Source organism: Avibacterium endocarditidis, from assembly GCF_965138825.1.
GTDB classification, from domain to species: Bacteria; Pseudomonadota; Gammaproteobacteria; order Enterobacterales; family Pasteurellaceae; genus Avibacterium; species Avibacterium endocarditidis.
Genome location: NZ_CBCSDH010000007.1, coordinates 88,628 through 105,220, shown reverse-complemented (window position 1 = coordinate 105,220; position 16,593 = coordinate 88,628). Strand labels below are relative to the sequence as shown.

Here is a 16,593-nt window from a genome sequence, read left to right as displayed (position 1 = left end):
TCACTGTTATTACGCGTTATGTGCCATCACTTGTTCGATTTCATCAATTTCTTTTGGCACGGCGCTGGTTAGCGCTTTGTTGCCGTATTCGGTGATCACAATATCATCTTCAATACGCACGCCAATGCCTTTATATTGCTCAGGCACATCGGCATTGCTTGGAATATACAAGCCCGGCTCAACCGTTAGCACCATACCCACTTCTAATGGACGATCGCGTAATTTGCTGTCTTTTTCAAGGCTATAACGCCCTACATCGTGCACATCAATGCCAAGCCAATGGCCTAATCCGTGCATATAAAAGGCTTTGTAGGCTTCATCGGCGATCAGCTGATCCACTTCCCCTTGCAAAATACCTAAGCGCACCAAACCTTCCACTTTAATGCGGATCACTTCTTGATTCACTTGCTGAATATTATTGCCTGCCACCAAGGATTTTATGGCGTGCTTTTGTGCATTTAGCACGATTTCATAAATTTCACGTTGGGCTTGGCTGAATTTGCCATTAACGGGATAGGTACGGGTAATATCGCCAGCGTAGTAAGCAAATTCACAGCCAGCGTCCACCAGTACCAATTCGCCGTCTTTCAAAGGCTGATCGTTTTCGTTGTAATGCAGAATACAGCCGTTTTCACCGCCTGCCACAATGCAATTAAAGGACGGAAAACGTGCGCCAAAGCGATTAAATTCGTGTAGCAATTCCCCTTCAATTTCAAATTCTAAGCGGTTCGGGCGGGTTTGTTTCATTGCGCGTAAATGCCCCAATGCGGTGATTTGTCCTGCTTGTTGTAAAAGCGCAATTTCATTGGTGGATTTGATTAAACGCATTTCATCTAAAATCGCAGCCCAATCAAAAACTTGCGAAAATTGCACCGCACTTTTCTCCAACAATTTATTGCCCCAAGGTTGTGGCTCAGGGTTATGGTAAAGTGCGGTAAAATTTTGGCTGATTTTTTGCCATTGTGGCGCAAAGTCTTCAATGGAATAGGCTTCGTTTAAGTTTAATTTAGCGGCTGCTTTTTCCACGCCCAGACGGCGACCATTCCAAGTTTCCATTAACGGATCAGAAGGGCGTAAGAACAATATTGTGCGAGATTGTTGTGCGGTTTTGGCTAATACTAAGATCGCATCAGGCTCATTAAAGCCCGTTAAATACCAAAAATAGCTGTCTTGACGGAAAGGGTAGTGAGTGTCTTTGTTGCGCACTTGTTCTTGTGCCGAGAAAATAATCGCCAAGGAATTCTCCGCCATTTGCGCCAACAATTTTTCACGGCGTTGCACAAATTCTTCGGCAGGGATTTGGGCTAAATAAGCAAGATCCATCTTCGTTCTCCTTAATGTAATACGGTTTTCTGCGTGGCTTGGTAAGGGCGATAATGAGCATAAAGCACCGCCACCAAGGTGCGAACATATTCCGCCACTTGTTCTAAGGATTCCGCTAGCTCTTCAGGATCGTCATCTTCTTCATAAGCCAATACAGCAATATTTTGCAGATCATCTAAGGCTTCGCCAATTTCCCCCGTTTCTTTATCCATTTTCGCTTGCACTAAGCCTAAACCGAGCAAAAAGTGGCTTGTCCATTCTGAAAGGGCATCAATTTCGTTAAACACATCGCCGTTTTCTGGTAAGAAAAGTTGAAAGTTGAAGCTATCAATATCTTCTAAACTGTGCTGAATATCGTGGTAGAGCGCCGAAACCTCTTTTAACAAAGCTGTAGGGTAGGCCTCGCCATTGTTGGTAAATTCATTCATAAAAATCGGCCATTTTTGCTCACTCGCGCCGCCACAAATTAAACCAGTGAGAAAGCCGTGTAATTCGGCGGCGGTAACAGGAATGGTGGCTTGACGGAGTTTTTGTTCTAATTCGTCATAAGAGAGAATATCAGACATAATTTTTTCCTTTTGCTAAAGATAGGTGTAGTTTAGCACTGTTGGATTAAGCTAACCACAATCAGGCGGATTTTTATGACGAAAAATATTTGCTATGGCATAATAGCGAAAAAATTTATTTTCACTGAGGATAAGTATGTCATCGCAAAGCATTGAATTGTCCGTATTAGGACAGGTTTTACGTTTAAATTGTCAAGAAGATCAACACGATGCCTTACGCCAAGCTGCTCGCGCGTTAGATCAACGAGTATCTGAGATGAAGGAACGGACAGGCATCTTACAATTGGAAAAAGTCCTTTCTATCGTGGCGTTAAATCTAAGCTATGAGCTCATCCAACAGCAGCAAGTTACACAGAAAATTGAACAAGCAGTTAGCACACAAATCAAACAGCTAGATAGCTCTTTGGAAGGCATTTTGGCGCAAAAAACGAATGTCTGATGAAATAATATGATCTTAGCTAAGAATTGGAAAAATTAAGCTAGTCAATACGGTTAAATTGCGTTAGTATTACCACAAATTTAAAGATTACCTGAGATGTTCGCTAGTGGGTTACGTCCCTGAGCCGATACTTAACATCTTATGAATCGGTTTCCTATTGTTGGTGTGCAAGCTTACCTTGGCGCAAGCCCTGATGTAAGAAGCCTAAAAACGATAACGACTGATTCCCTTGAACCGTAGGGTTCAAGGACCGACCACTCACAACGGCATCTCGGGTTCTTCCATAAAACAATGAACCTCACAACTCGCAATCAACAACGCCAAATTATTCGCCAACAAATTCGTCAATTACGGCAATCTCTTAGCCCAGCTGAGCAAAACCTTGCTGAACAAAAAATCACTCAACAAGCCCTTGATCTCATAGAAAAAAAACAAGCTAAGCATATCGGATTGTATCTTTCGTTTGATGGCGAAATCTCAACAAAACAGGTCATTCAGCAATTATGGAAAAAAAACATCGCTGTTTATCTGCCCATTCTGCATCCTTTTTCAGCTAATAATTTGCTCTTTCTCCGCTATCACCCAAACAGCCCATTGCAAAAAAATAAATTTGGCATCTTAGAGCCCAAATTAGACGTCCGAAATGTTCTCCCAACTAATGAACTTGACATCATATTTACCCCACTTGTCGCCTTTGATAAACAAGGCAACCGCCTTGGAATGGGTGGCGGCTTTTACGACCGCACTTTGCAAAACTGGCAACAAAAAAACTTCCTCCCCATCGGCTTAGCCCACCAATGCCAACAAGTGGACGTATTACCCGTAGAAAGCTGGGATATCCCGTTGTTTGGGGTGTTGGTGGGGTGATAAGTTAATAAAATAATAAGTGCGGTGCAATTTTCACGATTTTTTTCGTTTCGCTCTCGGGTGTGCGGAATCGTAAACCTGTGCTAAATGTTGGAAATCAAGGTGGGTGTAAATTTGTGTGGTAGAAAGATTGCTATGCCCAAGTAGCTCTTGCACGACACGTAAATCAGAGCTGCTTTCAAGCATATGCGTGGCGAAAGAATGGCGTAGTTTATGAGGGTTCAAATGGCTAGATAGCCCTTGTTTAATACCCCACACTTCCATACGTTTCTGGATTGAACGGTGGCTCATTCGGTTACCAAGCTGGCTAACAAACAAGGCATCATCTTTTGGATTAAATAACAACCGCACTTTTAGCCATTGCTGAAGCGCGTGCGAAGCATAGCGCCCAAAAGGCAAAATTCGCTCTTTGTTGCCTTTCCCGATTACACGCACTTCACGTACTCGCAGATTGATGCTATTTAAGTTCAGCCCTTGCAATTCAGATAAACGCAAACCTGAACTATACATTAGCTCTAGCATCGCTTTATCCCGCAAATCGATTGGCTCTTTACTGTCGTTGGCTAATAATTGTTGAACCTGTTCGTTATCCAAATTTTTAGGTAAATGCTTGCCTTGCTTCGGTGCAGATACGCCAACCGCAGGATTCACAGAAAGCTCACCTTGCTGTACAAGAAAGCTCAAAAATTGGCGTAATGCCGATAAGCGCAAGGCTAAACTTTTTTCGTGTAAGCCTGCTTTTTTGCTTTGCGCTAACACAAAGCGCACCACACTGGGGGTTACCTGCTGCCACTGAGAAATTTCATTTTCCTGCAACAACGCCACCACCGCCTCAAGCTGACGCTGGTAATTGCTCAATGTATGTGGACTTACCTGCCGTTCAATGCGCAGATAATTCCAATAATTATTGAGTTGTTGGTGCATTTCAATTTCTCTATTAAAAACAACGTGAAAAACAAAGTGCGGTGCAAAATAATGGATAATTACAACCTAATCACCCCATCATAAATATGCGTGGCATCGCCTGTCATATAAAGTGGGTGGCCTTCGCCTTGCCATTCGATAGTCAAGCTGCCACCGGGAAGATCCACTTGCACTTTGTTATCCAAAAGGCCTTGCATAATGCCCACCGCGGCGGCGGCACAAGCGCCACTGCCACAGGCTTGGGTTTCGCCAGCACCGCGTTCATAAACGCGTAATTTAATGTGGTTACGATTAATCACTTGCATAAAGCCTGCGTTTACGCGTTCAGGAAAACGTTCGTGGCTTTCTAATAGAGGGCCTAATTGCTCTACATTAGCGGTGGTAATGTCTTCCACTTGCACCACGCAATGTGGGTTACCCATAGAAACCGTGCCACATAGCACGGTTTGAATGTCGGTGCGTAAAATGTAGTTTTTCTCGAATTTGTTGGCGATAAATGGGATCTTCGCTGGTTCCCAAATAGGTTCGCCCATATTCACGCGGATCATTCCGTCATCTTGCACCGTTAGGATCATTTTGCCTTTGGCGGTGCTGACTGCGATGTCTTTTTTGTTGGTTAGCCCTTTCATTGTCACAAAGCGAGCAAAACATCTCGCACCATTGCCACATTGTGCCACTTCACTGCCGTCAGCGTTGAAAATGCGATAGTGAAAATCCAAATCAGGATCATAAGGTGGCTCAACCACTAAAAGTTGATCAAAGCCAATTCCTGTGTGGCGATCCGCCAATTTTTTAATGGTTTCCGTTGGAAAGTAAACATTCTGCGTTACCGCATCCACCACCACAAAATCATTGCCTAATCCGTGCATTTTGGAAAATTGCATTTTTCCGTCCTTATTGAAAATCGTTAATTAGGCGCAATTATAAAGGTGAAGTGAGATTGAGTAAACTCTCCATTAGTGCAACCTATCGTTCTAAAATGATTAATAGATTTTTTTTAAATTTTTTTCATTTTACTCTTGAAATTGCCAAATTAGTCTTCACTTACTTGAACAAGCCAAGCCGTACAAGCTAGGCAACAGAATTTAATATTGAGGAAGAATAGATTATGAATATAGAAAAATTTACTACTAGATTTCAACAAGCCTTGAGTGAGGCACAATCTTTAGCTTTAGGCAAAGATAATCAGTTTATTGAACCAGTGCATTTAATGACCGCACTTTTAAATCAAGAAGGCGGATCTATTGCCCCGATTTTAACCGCCAGTGGCGTGAATGTGGCATTATTCCGCAATGAGCTTAATGCTGAACTCAACCGCTTACCGCAGGTTTCTGGTAACGGTGGTGATGTGCAGATTTCACGCAACTTGGTGAATTTATTAAATTTATGCGACAAGCTCGCACAGCAAAAACAAGATAAATATATTTCATCAGAACTCTTTTTATTAGCCGCGTTAGAAGAAAAAGGCAGCTTAAGCGAAATATTACGCAAGTGCGGTGCAAAAAAAGAGAATTTACAACAAGCGATTGAACAAATTAGAGGAGGTCAGTCAGTGAACGACCAAAACGCAGAAGAAAGCCGTCAGGCATTAGAAAAATATACTATTGATTTAACCGCGCGTGCGGAAAGTGGCAAATTAGATCCTGTGATTGGACGTGATGAAGAAATTCGCCGTACTATTCAAGTGTTACAACGCCGGAGTAAAAATAATCCAGTATTAATTGGTGAGCCAGGTGTTGGTAAAACCGCGATTGTTGAAGGCCTTGCGCAGCGTATTGTAAATGGCGAAGTGCCAGAAGGGTTAAAAAACAAACGCGTACTTTCCCTTGATATGGGCGCATTAATTGCGGGGGCAAAATACCGCGGTGAGTTTGAAGAGCGCTTAAAAGCCGTGCTTAACGAAATCGCCAAAGAAGAAGGGCGTGTGATTTTATTCATTGATGAAATTCATACAATGGTTGGTGCAGGTAAAACTGACGGCGCAATGGACGCAGGTAACTTATTAAAACCTTCCCTTGCACGTGGTGAATTGCACTGTGTGGGCGCCACCACCCTTGATGAATATCGTCAATATATTGAAAAAGATGCCGCACTTGAGCGCCGTTTCCAAAAAGTCTTTGTGGACGAACCAAGTGTTGAAGACACCATCGCTATCTTGCGTGGTTTGAAAGAACGTTATGAAATTCACCATCACGTTCAAATTACAGACCCTGCAATCGTTGCGGCGGCGACACTTTCGCATCGTTATATTTCAGATCGTCAATTACCAGACAAAGCCATTGATTTAATTGACGAAGCGGCATCCAGTATTCGTATGGAAATCGATTCCAAACCGCAACCATTAGATAAATTGGAACGCCGTATTATCCAATTAAAATTGGAGCAACAAGCGTTACAAAAAGAAGACGATAACGCCAGCCGCAAACGCTTAGAAATGCTTGAAAAAGAATTAGCTGAAAAAGAGCGTGAATATGCGGAATTAGAAGAAGTGTGGAAAAGCGAAAAAGCAGCGCTTTCTGGCACACAGCATATTAAAGCAGAATTAGAAAATGCACGCACCCAAATGGAACAAGCGCGCCGCGTGGGCGATTTAAACAAAATGTCTGAATTGCAATACGGACGCATTCCAGAGCTTGAAAAACAACTTGCTCAAGCAGAAAGTGCAGAGGGCAAAGAAATGCACTTGTTACGCTATCGTGTAACTGATGAAGAAATTGCAGAAGTGCTTTCACGTGCCACCGGTATCCCTGTTTCTCGTATGATGGAAGGGGAAAAAGAAAAATTATTGCGTATGGAAAAAGAATTACACAAACGTGTAGTTGGACAAAATGAAGCCGTGGTTGCCGTTGCGAACGCCATTCGCCGTAGCCGTGCGGGATTATCCGATCCAAATCGCCCAATTGGTTCATTCTTATTCTTAGGGCCAACAGGGGTAGGTAAAACTGAATTGTGTAAAACCCTTGCCAACTTCTTGTTTGATGATGAAAACGCAATGGTACGCATTGATATGTCTGAGTTTATGGAAAAACACAGCGTATCTCGCTTAGTGGGCGCACCACCGGGATATGTGGGCTATGAAGAAGGTGGTTACTTAACCGAAGCCGTTCGCCGCCGCCCATACTCTGTGGTGTTATTAGACGAAGTAGAAAAAGCGCACCCAGATGTCTTTAACATCTTATTACAAGTGCTTGATGACGGACGTTTAACTGATGGTCAAGGTCGCACCGTAGATTTCCGTAATACCGTGGTGATTATGACCTCAAACTTAGGTTCAGACTTAATCCAAGGCAATCAAGATCTTGGCTATGAAGGAATGAAAGAAGTGGTAATGTCGGTGGTTAGCCAACACTTCCGCCCTGAGTTTATTAACCGTATTGATGAAACAGTGGTGTTCCACCCATTGGATAAAGAAAATATTTGCACCATCGCGAAAATCCAATTAAAACGTTTAGAAAAACGTATGGAATCACACGGCTACCACTTAGCCTTCACGGATGCAGCGTTAGACTTCATCGGCGAAATTGGTTATGACCCAATTTACGGTGCAAGACCGCTTAAACGTGCGATTCAACAAGAAGTGGAAAACCCACTCGCACAACAAATTCTCTCAGGGGAATTAATCCCAGGGAAAACCATTACCCTTGATTACGTTGATGGTAAAATCACCGCAAGTCAATCGTAATTCTTCCCCAAAAAGCACCGCACTTTCACTTTATTAATGCGGTAATGACAGCCTCGCGAAAGCGAGGCTTTTTGTTTGTCAAAGGGCGGTGCTTTTAGTCATTCTCAGATTAAGCTATAATGCCAGCTACATTTATTTAGCGAAGGAATTAATTATGCAAAATCCAAAAGATGATGTGCTTTATGCCCCTGTTGAGTGGGTTGATCATAGCGAAGGCTATACGGATATTCTTTATCACAAATCCACCGATGGCATTGCCAAAATCACCATTAACCGCCCAGAAGTGCGTAACGCCTTTCGCCCGCAAACGGTGAAAGAAATGATCAATGCGTTTTCTGATGCACGTTTTGACGAAAATATTGGCGTGATCGTGCTAACAGGACAAGGGGAAAAAGCCTTCTGCTCAGGCGGCGATCAAAAAGTGCGTGGCGATTACGGCGGTTACAAAGATGACGCAGGCGTACATCACCTAAACGTATTGGATTTTCAGCGTGATATTCGTAGCTGCCCGAAACCTGTGGTGGCAATGGTGGCAGGTTATGCTATCGGTGGCGGCCACGTTTTACATATGCTTTGCGATCTGACCATTGCAGCGGAAAATGCCATTTTCGGTCAAACAGGCCCGAAAGTGGGATCATTCGATGGCGGTTGGGGTGCAAGCTATATGGCGCGCATTGTAGGGCAGAAAAAAGCCCGTGAAATTTGGTTCTTATGCCGTCAATACAACGCCCAAGAAGCCTTAGAGATGGGCTTGGTGAACACCGTTGTGCCTTACGCAGAGTTAGAAAAAGAAACCGTGCGTTGGTGTCGTGAAATGTTGCGTAACAGCCCAATCGCCCTGCGTTGCTTGAAAGCTGCCTTAAACGCCGATTGCGACGGACAAGCAGGCTTACAAGAACTAGCTGGCAATGCCACAATGCTGTTCTATATGACGGAAGAAGGGCAAGAGGGTCGTAACGCCTTCAACGAAAAACGCGCCCCAGATTTCGCGAAGTTTAAGCGTAACCCATAAGCAAAAGTGCGGTCAAAAAATCACAGTGTTTTTTGACCGCACTTTGGTTTTCATTCATCTTTTAATTTTATCGCCTTAACATCAGGAAAAAGCATCAGGAAAAAGAATGAAACAGGAAATTCGCTGGCAACAACGTTTACAAAATTATCAACGTGCATTGGCTCAACTTTCGGAATTTATTCAGCAGCCGAGTTTAAATAAATTTGAACAGCAAGGTTTGGTGCAGTGTTTTGAATATAACTATGAACTGGCTTGGCGAGTGATGAAAGATTATTTGACCTATCAAGGCATTAGCGATATTCAAGGCAGCCGAGATGCGATTCGCAAAGCCTTTCAGATCGGGCTAATCACTGATGGGCAAGATTGGTTGGATATGGTGAATGATCGTATTTTATCCGTGCATAGCTACAACGAAGCAACCGCCGCCCAAATTAGCGAAAAAATTTACCGCACTTACTACCCGCTCTTTTGCCAATTTGAACAAGAAATGGTCGCGTTATGTCAGGACAATCAGGAAAATTTGGTTTAAGTGAACGCACACTTTGCGATTTAACCCGTCTGTTTCAAGCTCACCCAGAGATCGAACAGGTGATTATTTATGGCTCGCGGGCAAAAGGCACACAGCGGGCGGGGTCAGATATTGATCTCACCTTAGTGGGAGAACAGCTTTCAGAAAGCACATTAAATCATTTATTCGGTGAGTTACAAGAATCGGATATTCCCTACTTAGTGGATTTATCGCTGTATCACCAGCTCACGCACCGCGATCTCATTCAGCATATCCAACAAGTGGGGCAAGTGATTTATCAAAAGAAGGAGCAAAATGCCTAATGCAAACTATTTCACTTAAAAAACTCGTGTTATTTTGGACGGGAGTGGTTGGTCTGAATGCGGCGTTGTGCTTTTTCTTCGGGCTATTGGTGGCGAGTGATGTGATGTCTGTACTCGGAATGGTAGTGGGGGTGTTGTGCTTTATCGCTTTTTACACCTTTGTCGATTATCAATTACTTCGCCGTAATCAATTACAATGGCACAAGGCATTGCGTCAAAGTAGTTGGCTGAAAGCCCTGTTGCAAGGTACGGTATTTTTCCATTTTTCTATCGAATTTTTTTGTGGCTTCCTTGCCTTAGCCGTGCTGGAAGGCTTTTTCAAAGGGCTGATTCCCCCCTTTTGGCATAGTTTATTTGCGACACTCATCACGGGCTTGTTGCTTTCTTTTATCCTTTTGCTCATCAGCGTTCTGCTGATTGTCATTAAAAAATTTGCCTGTAACCCCCATACTCAAGGAGAAACATAATGCGTTCTTATCAACTTTATCGTTACCAAATTCCGATGGATTCCCAAGTGGTGCTGCGCAATCGCTTTTTGAAATTGCGTGAAGGGTTGCTAGTGCAAATTCGTTGTGGCGAACACGAGGGGTGGGGGGAAATTGCTCCACTGCCTGAATTTAGCCAAGAAACTCTTGAACAGGCAGAAGCCCAAGCCAAGCAGTGGCTAAAAGATTGGGACGTGGCACGCAGTCAAAATCAAAAATTATCCCTTGAGGGGCTTTATCCTTCCGTGGCGTTTGGGCTAAGTTGTGCCTTGGCAGAAATGAAAGGCGAATTGCCGGAGCAAGGAAATTACCGCACAGCGCCCCTTTGCTATGGCGATCCTGATGAGCTTTATGCAGAGCTAGATCAGCTCGAAGGGGAAAAAGTAGCAAAAATTAAAGTAGGGTTATATGAGGCAAATCGTGATGGCTTAATCGCGGATATGTTTTTAGAAGCCATTCCCGATTTAAAACTTCGTTTAGATGCCAACCGTGCTTGGACACCAGCGAAAGCGCAGCTGTTTGCCAAATATATTAAGCCTGAACATCGTAGGCGTATTCAATTTTTGGAAGAGCCTTGCAAAACCCCTGAAGAAAGCCGTCAGTTCGCCGCTGAAACAGGCATTGCTATCGCGTGGGACGAAAGCGTGCGCGAGCCAAATTTTCAAGTGAAAAAAGAACCGCACTTAGCGGCGATTATTATTAAACCGACTCTAGTGGGCAGCCTTGCGCGTTGTGTTGAACTGATTGAACAGGCCCATCAACAAGGCATTATGGCGGTGATCAGCTCATCTTTAGAAAGCAGTTTTGGGTTAACCCAACTGGCTCGCATTGCACAGCGTTACACGCCAGATACCACGCCGGGCTTGGATACGTTAGATCTTATGCAATATCAGCTTATTCGCCCGTGGCAAGGTTCAACGTTACCATTATTGGAACTGAACAGCGAAAATATCGTCAAAGTGAATATGGATTAAAATTTGCATTGGTTCGACCAGCCATAAGGCAACGGCAATTTTTAGAAAAATCATTATAATGCAACAAGTTAAAGGGAAAAGGATTAATTATGTCAGCATCTGCACGAATTTTGTTACTTAATGGCCCGAATTTGAATATGCTAGGCAAACGTGAGCCAAAGCATTATGGCAGTCTTTCTTTGCCCGCCATTGAGCAACGAATGCAGGATCTTGCAGCCGCACATCAAATTGAATTAACCTGCTTTCAAGCGAACAGCGAAGAAAAATTGATCGATAAAATTCATCAAAGTTTCCAACAGGTGGATTTTATTATTATTAATCCCGCGGCTTATACGCACACCAGTGTTGCGCTGCGTGATGCTTTGCTGGCTGTCGCTATTCCTTTTGTGGAAGTGCATTTGTCTAATGTGCATAAACGTGAGCCGTTCCGTCATCATTCTTATTTTAGTGATGTGGCAGAAGGCGTGATTTGCGGATTAGGTGCGCAAGGCTATGAATTTGCTTTCCATTATGCGCGACAATATTTAGCAAATAAGGCATAATTTGCCGAAAATTTCGCGAAATTGACAGAATTTTATCGCAAAAAGGATCGTTTTCAGGTAATCTTTGCCACGGAAATTTAAGTTTAAAAACCACCGCACTTTGTGTTAGCCATAAAGTGCGGTGAAAAATATTCACATTTTAGGAAAAAACTATGGATATTCGTAAAATTAAAAAACTCATCGAATTAGTTGAAGAATCAGGCATTATGGAGCTTGAAATTTCTGAAGGCGAGGAATCTGTTCGCATTAATCGTGGTTCACCTTCAGCCACTGCGGTGCAATATACCGTACCAAGTGTTGCCCCTGTTGCACAGCCTACAACCCCAGCAGTTACACAACCAACCCCAGTAGCAGAAGTGCCAGCGGTTACGGAAGTATCAGGTCATCAAGTGCGTTCACCAATGGTGGGAACGTTCTATCGCAGCCCAAGCCCAGATGCCAAACCATTTGTTGAAGTGGGACAGACCGTGAAAGTGGGCGATGCCCTTTGTATTGTTGAAGCAATGAAAATGATGAACCGCATTGAAGCTGACAAAGCAGGTGTGGTAAAAGCGATCTTAATTAATGACGGTGAACCGGTTGAGTTTGACGAGCCGTTAATCGTTATCGAATAATTCATTTCTATTTAGGCGGAGCGCGGCTTCGCCTTACAATTCTAAGAGATAATTCTTATGCTAGAAAAAGTTGTTATTGCCAATCGTGGAGAAATTGCGTTACGCATTTTGCGTGCTTGTAAAGAGCTAGGCATTAAAACTGTGGCGGTGCATTCCACCGCTGATCGCGATCTCAAACACGTTTTATTGGCAGATCAAACCGTTTGTATTGGCCCCGCGCCTTCAACCAAAAGTTATTTGAATATCCCTGCGATTATTGCTGCGGCAGAAGTGACAGGCGCGGACGCAGTTCACCCAGGTTATGGCTTTTTGTCTGAAAATGCTGATTTTGCCGAGCAAGTGGAACGCTCAGGCTTCACCTTTATTGGCCCTACTGCGGACGTAATCCGTTTAATGGGGGATAAAGTGTCTGCCATTAACGCAATGAAAAAAGCCGGCGTGCCTTGCGTACCGGGTTCAGATGGCCCTGTTGGCAGCGATATGAAGAAAAACAAAGAAATCGCTAAACGCATTGGGTATCCTGTGATCATCAAAGCCTCTGGCGGCGGCGGCGGTCGTGGTATGCGCGTGGTGCGTGATGAAAATTCTTTAGAAGAATCCATCGCGATGACCAAAGCGGAAGCCAAAGCGGCATTTAACAACGATATGGTTTATATGGAAAAATATTTAGAAAATCCACGCCATATTGAAATCCAAGTGTTAGCAGATACGCACGGCAATGCGGTTTATTTAGCAGAGCGCGATTGTTCAATGCAACGCCGTCATCAAAAAGTGGTGGAAGAAGCGCCAGCACCAGGTATTACCGAAGAAATGCGCCGTGATATTGGTTCACGTTGTGCTAAAGCCTGTGTGGAAATTGGCTATCGTGGTGCGGGGACATTTGAATTCTTATATGAAAACGGTGAGTTTTACTTCATCGAAATGAACACCCGTATTCAAGTAGAACACCCTGTAACTGAGATGATTACCGGCGTGGATTTGGTGAAAGAGCAATTATTAATCGCTTCAGGCCTACCGCTTTCTATCAAACAAGAAGACATTAAAGTGCGCGGCCACGCCATTGAATGTCGTATCAATGCGGAAGATCCGAAGAGCTTCTTACCTTCACCAGGTAAAATCGAACATTTACACGCACCGGGTGGTTTAGGCGTGCGTTGGGATTCGCATATTTACACAGGATACAGCGTGCCACCGCATTATGATTCAATGATTGCCAAATTAATCACCTATGGGGATACCCGTGAAGTGGCCATTCGCCGTATGCAAAATGCCTTGGCTGAAACCATTATCAGCGGAATTAAAACCAATATTCCATTGCACGAATTGATCCTATCCGATGAAAACTTCCAAAACGGTGGCACAAATATCCACTATTTGGAGAAGAAATTAGGAATGCACGATTAATTGCATTATTTGATCGAAAGGCGTTTTAGATAACGCCTTTTTTATTGCGGCATTTTTTCTTTATTTTGTATAAAAGAGCGGTGCAAAATTGTGAAATTATTTTGGCGAGAAATATTCCTAGCAATCTCTTTTCTTGCTCAAAAGCAATAACGATTAACCGACAATTTTCAACATATTTAAGGTGATTTTTGTCGATATATTTTGCTAAGATTAGACGCGGGCGAACAACGAGGTTCGCCCTCGATTTTGCTAGCAATAAAGGTGAAAAATACAGGAGTGCAACTCACACTATGAAACAACATTCTCGTTATCAGCAAGCGACAAAAGAAGCGCGTTGGGCATTTGGCTTGACCTTGCTTTATGTTCTGGGCTGGTGTTTATGTGCTTATTTGCCAAAAGGGCAGCAAGGGCCTTTGGGCTTTCCGCTTTGGTTTGAGCTAGCCTGTATTTATTTGCCCGTGCTATTTATTGTGGTGGCTTATTGGGTGGTAAAAATCGTCTATCAAGAGATTGATTTAGAAAATATTGAGCCAGAAAACAAGGACACTGAGCAAGGACGTTAAATAAGGATATTGGAACAATGAATCTTGGCATTATTTTCCCCCTAGTGATTTATCTTGCCTTTGTGTTTGGCGCGGCGATTTATGCTTATACAAAACGTTCCAAAGGGGATTTTTTAACAGAATATTATGTGGGTAACCGCTCAATGACCGGCTTTGTGCTAGCGATGACCACTGCTTCCACCTATGCCAGTGCTAGCTCTTTTGTGGGCGGCCCAGGTGCGGCGTATAAATTTGGCTTAGGCTGGGTGTTGCTTGCAATGATTCAAGTGCCTGCGGTATGGCTGGCATTAGGCGTGCTTGGGAAAAAGTTCGCCTTGCTCTCGCGTGAAAGTAAAGCCTTAACGATCAATGACTTATTGCTTTATCGTTACAAAAATAAATATTTGGTTTGGATTTCTTGTATCGCCTTGCTCATCGCCTTTTTTGCCGCAATGACGGTGCAATTTATCGGTGGTGCGCGCTTGTTAGAAACTACCATTGGCATTAGCTATACCAATGCGCTACTGATTTTTGCCGTTACCGTGGGGCTTTACACCTTTATTGGCGGATTTCGTGCCGTGGTGCTAACCGATACCATTCAAGGAATGGTGATGATTCTTGGCACGATCATTTTGCTCGGCGCGACCATTTATGCTGCAGGCGGAGTAGAAAGTGCGGTGCAAAAACTTAACGAAATTGATCCGCACTTAACTAGCCCTTATGGGCCAAATGATATGTTCGGCTTTCAGTTTATGGCCTCTTTCTGGATTTTAGTCTGCTTTGGCGTGGTAGGCCTGCCACACACTGCGGTGCGTTGTATGGCGTTTAAAGACAGCAAAGCCTTGCATAACGGAATGTTAATCGGCACAGTGGTACTGGCTTTAGTGATGCTGGGTATGCACCTTTCGGGAGCATTAGGGCGTGCTATTCTGCCTACCTTAGAGGTGCCAGATCAGGTGATCCCAACCTTAATGTTGCAAGTGCTACCGCCGATTGTGGCAGGGATTTTCCTTGCTGCGCCAATGTCTGCCATTATGTCCACCATTGACGCGCAACTGATTCAATCATCATCAATTTTTGTGAAGGATTTATATCTCAGCGCCAAGCCAGCAATGGCACAAAATCAGAAAAAAATTAGCTGGATTTCTTCAATAATCACGCTAATTTTGACCGCACTTTTGATCTTAGCTGCGTTAAATCCACCCCAAATGATCATCTGGCTCAACCTTTTCGCCTTTGGGGGCTTGGAAGCTGCCTTTTTATGGGTAATCGTGCTGGGGCTATATTGGCAAAAAGCTAATGCCGTTGGCGCAATTTGCTCAATGGTGGTGGGCTTGGGCAGCTATGTGGGCTTAACGGCCGCAAGTATTAAACTGTTTGATTTTCACGCCATTGTGCCGTCTTTATTGTTTGGCTTAATTGCCTTTTTGATCGGCAACAAATTTGGTGAAAACGCAACAAAATAAACTAAGAAGGAAAAATTATGGCTTGGGTTCAAATCCGCATTAATAGTACTAATCAACAAGCGGAAACGATCAGTGATTATTTAGAAGAAATCGGTTCAGTTTCGGTAACCTTTATGGATAGCCAAGACACCCCGATTTTTGAACCGCTCCCTGGGGAAACCCGTCTGTGGGGCAACACCGATGTTATCGCCTTATTTGACGCGGAAACCGATATGCAACAAATTGTCAGCTTGCTGAAAAGTGCGGGGCATTTAAGCGAAGAAACCGCTTATAAAATTGAACAAATTGAAGATAAAGATTGGGAACGTGAATGGATGGATAATTTCCACCCAATGCAGTTTGGCAAACGCTTATGGATTTGCCCAAGCTGGCGTGAAGTGCCTGATGAAAATGCGGTGAACGTGATGCTCGATCCCGGCTTGGCTTTTGGAACTGGCACGCACCCCACCACCGCACTCTGTTTAGAATGGCTCGATAGCTTAGATTTGAATGGCAAAACAGTCATTGATTTTGGCTGTGGATCGGGGATTTTAGCGATCGCTGCGTTGAAATTAGGGGCGAAAAGTGCCATCGGCATTGATATTGATCCGCAAGCTATTTTAGCCAGCCGCAACAACGCAGAACAAAATGGCGTGAGCGATCGCCTACAACTCTTTTTAGCCAAAGATGCACCGCAAGATCTGCAAGCAGATGTGGTGGTGGCCAATATCTTAGCTGGGCCATTAAAAGAACTCGCACCAACCATCAGCCAGCTCGTAAAAAAACAAGGTAAACTCGGGTTATCAGGCATTTTAGAAAGCCAAGCACAATCTGTTTGCGAAGCCTATCAAGAGCAATTTTCCCTTGATCCCGTGGCAATCCGCGAAGAGTGGTGTCGTATTGCAGGAAAGCATAAATAGGGTTTAAGCGCTAAAATCCCTTT

18 protein-coding genes and 1 other RNA gene are annotated in these 16,593 nt (G+C 43.8%); 15 read left to right on the top strand and 4 right to left on the bottom strand.

The genetic code is table 11. The annotated features are described in order from the left end of the window. Positions 1–9: 9 nt before the first annotated feature. Positions 10–1,323, bottom strand: a complete 1,314-nt coding sequence (pepP, locus tag ACNAV8_RS05760; protein WP_415777373.1) for a Xaa-Pro aminopeptidase — start codon at positions 1,321–1,323, stop codon at positions 10–12. Positions 1,324–1,334: 11 nt separating this feature from the next. Next, positions 1,335–1,880 (bottom strand): YecA/YgfB family protein, encoded by a 546-nt coding sequence (locus ACNAV8_RS05755; protein WP_194750700.1) that lies wholly within the window; start codon positions 1,878–1,880, stop codon positions 1,335–1,337. Between the two features lie 145 nt (positions 1,881–2,025). On the opposite strand from ACNAV8_RS05755, the gene ACNAV8_RS05750 reads away from it, so the two are divergent. The 3 genes from ACNAV8_RS05750 (at position 2,026) to ACNAV8_RS05740 (ending at position 3,195) form a co-directional block, all read left to right on the top strand. Beyond that, complete coding sequence (locus ACNAV8_RS05750; protein ID WP_103854772.1) at positions 2,026–2,328, top strand: cell division protein ZapA; 303 nt, start codon at positions 2,026–2,028, stop codon at positions 2,326–2,328. 85 nt (positions 2,329–2,413) lie between these two features. After that, a non-coding RNA gene (gene ssrS / locus ACNAV8_RS05745) (6S RNA) lies at positions 2,414–2,610 on the top strand. Positions 2,611–2,619: 9 nt separating this feature from the next. Continuing rightward, positions 2,620–3,195: a 5-formyltetrahydrofolate cyclo-ligase gene (locus ACNAV8_RS05740; protein WP_415777372.1), complete on the top strand. Its 576-nt coding sequence runs from the start codon at positions 2,620–2,622 to the stop codon at positions 3,193–3,195. 33 nt (positions 3,196–3,228) lie between these two features. Here ACNAV8_RS05740 and xerC read toward each other — a convergent pair whose 3' ends face one another. Together xerC and dapF are read right to left on the bottom strand one after the other, a co-directional pair. Then, positions 3,229–4,119, bottom strand: coding sequence for a tyrosine recombinase XerC (gene xerC, locus ACNAV8_RS05735; RefSeq protein ID WP_103853698.1), 891 nt, complete (start codon positions 4,117–4,119; stop codon positions 3,229–3,231). A gap of 59 nt (positions 4,120–4,178) precedes the next feature. Then, on the bottom strand, positions 4,179–5,003 hold the full coding sequence (gene dapF, locus ACNAV8_RS05730; RefSeq protein WP_115249996.1) for a diaminopimelate epimerase: 825 nt from the start codon (positions 5,001–5,003) through the stop codon (positions 4,179–4,181). Positions 5,004–5,227: 224 nt separating this feature from the next. Between dapF and clpB the strand changes: the two genes are divergently transcribed. The 12 genes from clpB (at position 5,228) to prmA (ending at position 16,570) form a co-directional block, all read left to right on the top strand. Beyond that, positions 5,228–7,801, top strand: a complete 2,574-nt coding sequence (clpB, locus tag ACNAV8_RS05725; protein WP_103855184.1) for an ATP-dependent chaperone ClpB — start codon at positions 5,228–5,230, stop codon at positions 7,799–7,801. Between the two features lie 154 nt (positions 7,802–7,955). Continuing rightward, a complete protein-coding gene (menB, locus tag ACNAV8_RS05720) occupies positions 7,956–8,813 on the top strand; it encodes a 1,4-dihydroxy-2-naphthoyl-CoA synthase (RefSeq protein ID WP_103855183.1) in 858 nt (285 codons plus the stop codon). A 106-nt stretch (positions 8,814–8,919) separates the two neighbouring features. Next, positions 8,920–9,342 (top strand): nucleotidyltransferase substrate binding protein, encoded by a 423-nt coding sequence (locus ACNAV8_RS05715; RefSeq protein ID WP_103855182.1) that lies wholly within the window; start codon positions 8,920–8,922, stop codon positions 9,340–9,342. After that, a complete protein-coding gene (locus tag ACNAV8_RS05710; RefSeq protein ID WP_103855181.1) occupies positions 9,312–9,644 on the top strand; it encodes a nucleotidyltransferase domain-containing protein in 333 nt (110 codons plus the stop codon). Before ACNAV8_RS05715 ends, ACNAV8_RS05710 begins: the two co-directional genes overlap by 31 nt. Continuing rightward, positions 9,644–10,111, top strand: a complete 468-nt coding sequence (locus tag ACNAV8_RS05705; protein ID WP_415777371.1) for a hypothetical protein — start codon at positions 9,644–9,646, stop codon at positions 10,109–10,111. The genes ACNAV8_RS05710 and ACNAV8_RS05705 overlap by 1 nt, the downstream gene beginning before the upstream one ends. Next, positions 10,111–11,103, top strand: a complete 993-nt coding sequence (menC, locus tag ACNAV8_RS05700) for an o-succinylbenzoate synthase (RefSeq protein ID WP_103855179.1) — start codon at positions 10,111–10,113, stop codon at positions 11,101–11,103. Before ACNAV8_RS05705 ends, menC begins: the two co-directional genes overlap by 1 nt. 89 nt (positions 11,104–11,192) lie before the next feature. Further along, entirely contained in the window at positions 11,193–11,645 is a 453-nt protein-coding gene (gene aroQ, locus ACNAV8_RS05695) for a type II 3-dehydroquinate dehydratase (RefSeq protein WP_103853692.1), read from the top strand. Between the two features lie 152 nt (positions 11,646–11,797). Then, on the top strand, positions 11,798–12,259 hold the full coding sequence (accB, locus tag ACNAV8_RS05690) for an acetyl-CoA carboxylase biotin carboxyl carrier protein (RefSeq protein ID WP_103855178.1): 462 nt from the start codon (positions 11,798–11,800) through the stop codon (positions 12,257–12,259). A gap of 57 nt (positions 12,260–12,316) precedes the next feature. Continuing rightward, on the top strand, positions 12,317–13,663 hold the full coding sequence (accC, locus tag ACNAV8_RS05685; RefSeq protein ID WP_415777370.1) for an acetyl-CoA carboxylase biotin carboxylase subunit: 1,347 nt from the start codon (positions 12,317–12,319) through the stop codon (positions 13,661–13,663). A gap of 290 nt (positions 13,664–13,953) precedes the next feature. Further along, positions 13,954–14,226, top strand: a complete 273-nt coding sequence (locus ACNAV8_RS05680) for a YhdT family protein (protein WP_103855177.1) — start codon at positions 13,954–13,956, stop codon at positions 14,224–14,226. 17 nt (positions 14,227–14,243) lie between these two features. Then, complete coding sequence (gene panF, locus ACNAV8_RS05675) at positions 14,244–15,671, top strand: sodium/pantothenate symporter (protein WP_415777369.1); 1,428 nt, start codon at positions 14,244–14,246, stop codon at positions 15,669–15,671. Positions 15,672–15,688: 17 nt separating this feature from the next. Beyond that, the gene (gene prmA / locus ACNAV8_RS05670) at positions 15,689–16,570 is read left to right on the top strand and encodes a 50S ribosomal protein L11 methyltransferase (protein ID WP_103855176.1); all 882 of its coding nucleotides are present in this window, start codon (positions 15,689–15,691) and stop codon (positions 16,568–16,570) included. Positions 16,571–16,593 lie beyond the last annotated feature (23 nt).

What these genes read in the sequence shown, in the direction of transcription:
- pepP (WP_415777373.1), bottom strand. Translation starts at nt 1,323, where the DNA reads ATGGATCTTGCTTATTTAGCCCAAATCCCTGCCGAAGAATTTGTGCAA.
- ACNAV8_RS05750 (WP_103854772.1), top strand. Translation starts at nt 2,026, where the DNA reads ATGTCATCGCAAAGCATTGAATTGTCCGTATTAGGACAGGTTTTACGT.
- ACNAV8_RS05740 (WP_415777372.1), top strand. Translation starts at nt 2,620, where the DNA reads ATGAACCTCACAACTCGCAATCAACAACGCCAAATTATTCGCCAACAA.
- xerC (WP_103853698.1), bottom strand. Translation starts at nt 4,119, where the DNA reads ATGCACCAACAACTCAATAATTATTGGAATTATCTGCGCATTGAACGG.
- dapF (WP_115249996.1), bottom strand. Translation starts at nt 5,003, where the DNA reads ATGCAATTTTCCAAAATGCACGGATTAGGCAATGATTTTGTGGTGGTG.
- clpB (WP_103855184.1), top strand. Translation starts at nt 5,228, where the DNA reads ATGAATATAGAAAAATTTACTACTAGATTTCAACAAGCCTTGAGTGAG.
- menB (WP_103855183.1), top strand. Translation starts at nt 7,956, where the DNA reads ATGCAAAATCCAAAAGATGATGTGCTTTATGCCCCTGTTGAGTGGGTT.
- ACNAV8_RS05715 (WP_103855182.1), top strand. Translation starts at nt 8,920, where the DNA reads ATGAAACAGGAAATTCGCTGGCAACAACGTTTACAAAATTATCAACGT.
- ACNAV8_RS05710 (WP_103855181.1), top strand. Translation starts at nt 9,312, where the DNA reads ATGTCAGGACAATCAGGAAAATTTGGTTTAAGTGAACGCACACTTTGC.
- ACNAV8_RS05705 (WP_415777371.1), top strand. Translation starts at nt 9,644, where the DNA reads ATGCAAACTATTTCACTTAAAAAACTCGTGTTATTTTGGACGGGAGTG.
- menC (WP_103855179.1), top strand. Translation starts at nt 10,111, where the DNA reads ATGCGTTCTTATCAACTTTATCGTTACCAAATTCCGATGGATTCCCAA.
- aroQ (WP_103853692.1), top strand. Translation starts at nt 11,193, where the DNA reads ATGTCAGCATCTGCACGAATTTTGTTACTTAATGGCCCGAATTTGAAT.
- accB (WP_103855178.1), top strand. Translation starts at nt 11,798, where the DNA reads ATGGATATTCGTAAAATTAAAAAACTCATCGAATTAGTTGAAGAATCA.
- accC (WP_415777370.1), top strand. Translation starts at nt 12,317, where the DNA reads ATGCTAGAAAAAGTTGTTATTGCCAATCGTGGAGAAATTGCGTTACGC.
- ACNAV8_RS05680 (WP_103855177.1), top strand. Translation starts at nt 13,954, where the DNA reads ATGAAACAACATTCTCGTTATCAGCAAGCGACAAAAGAAGCGCGTTGG.
- panF (WP_415777369.1), top strand. Translation starts at nt 14,244, where the DNA reads ATGAATCTTGGCATTATTTTCCCCCTAGTGATTTATCTTGCCTTTGTG.
- prmA (WP_103855176.1), top strand. Translation starts at nt 15,689, where the DNA reads ATGGCTTGGGTTCAAATCCGCATTAATAGTACTAATCAACAAGCGGAA.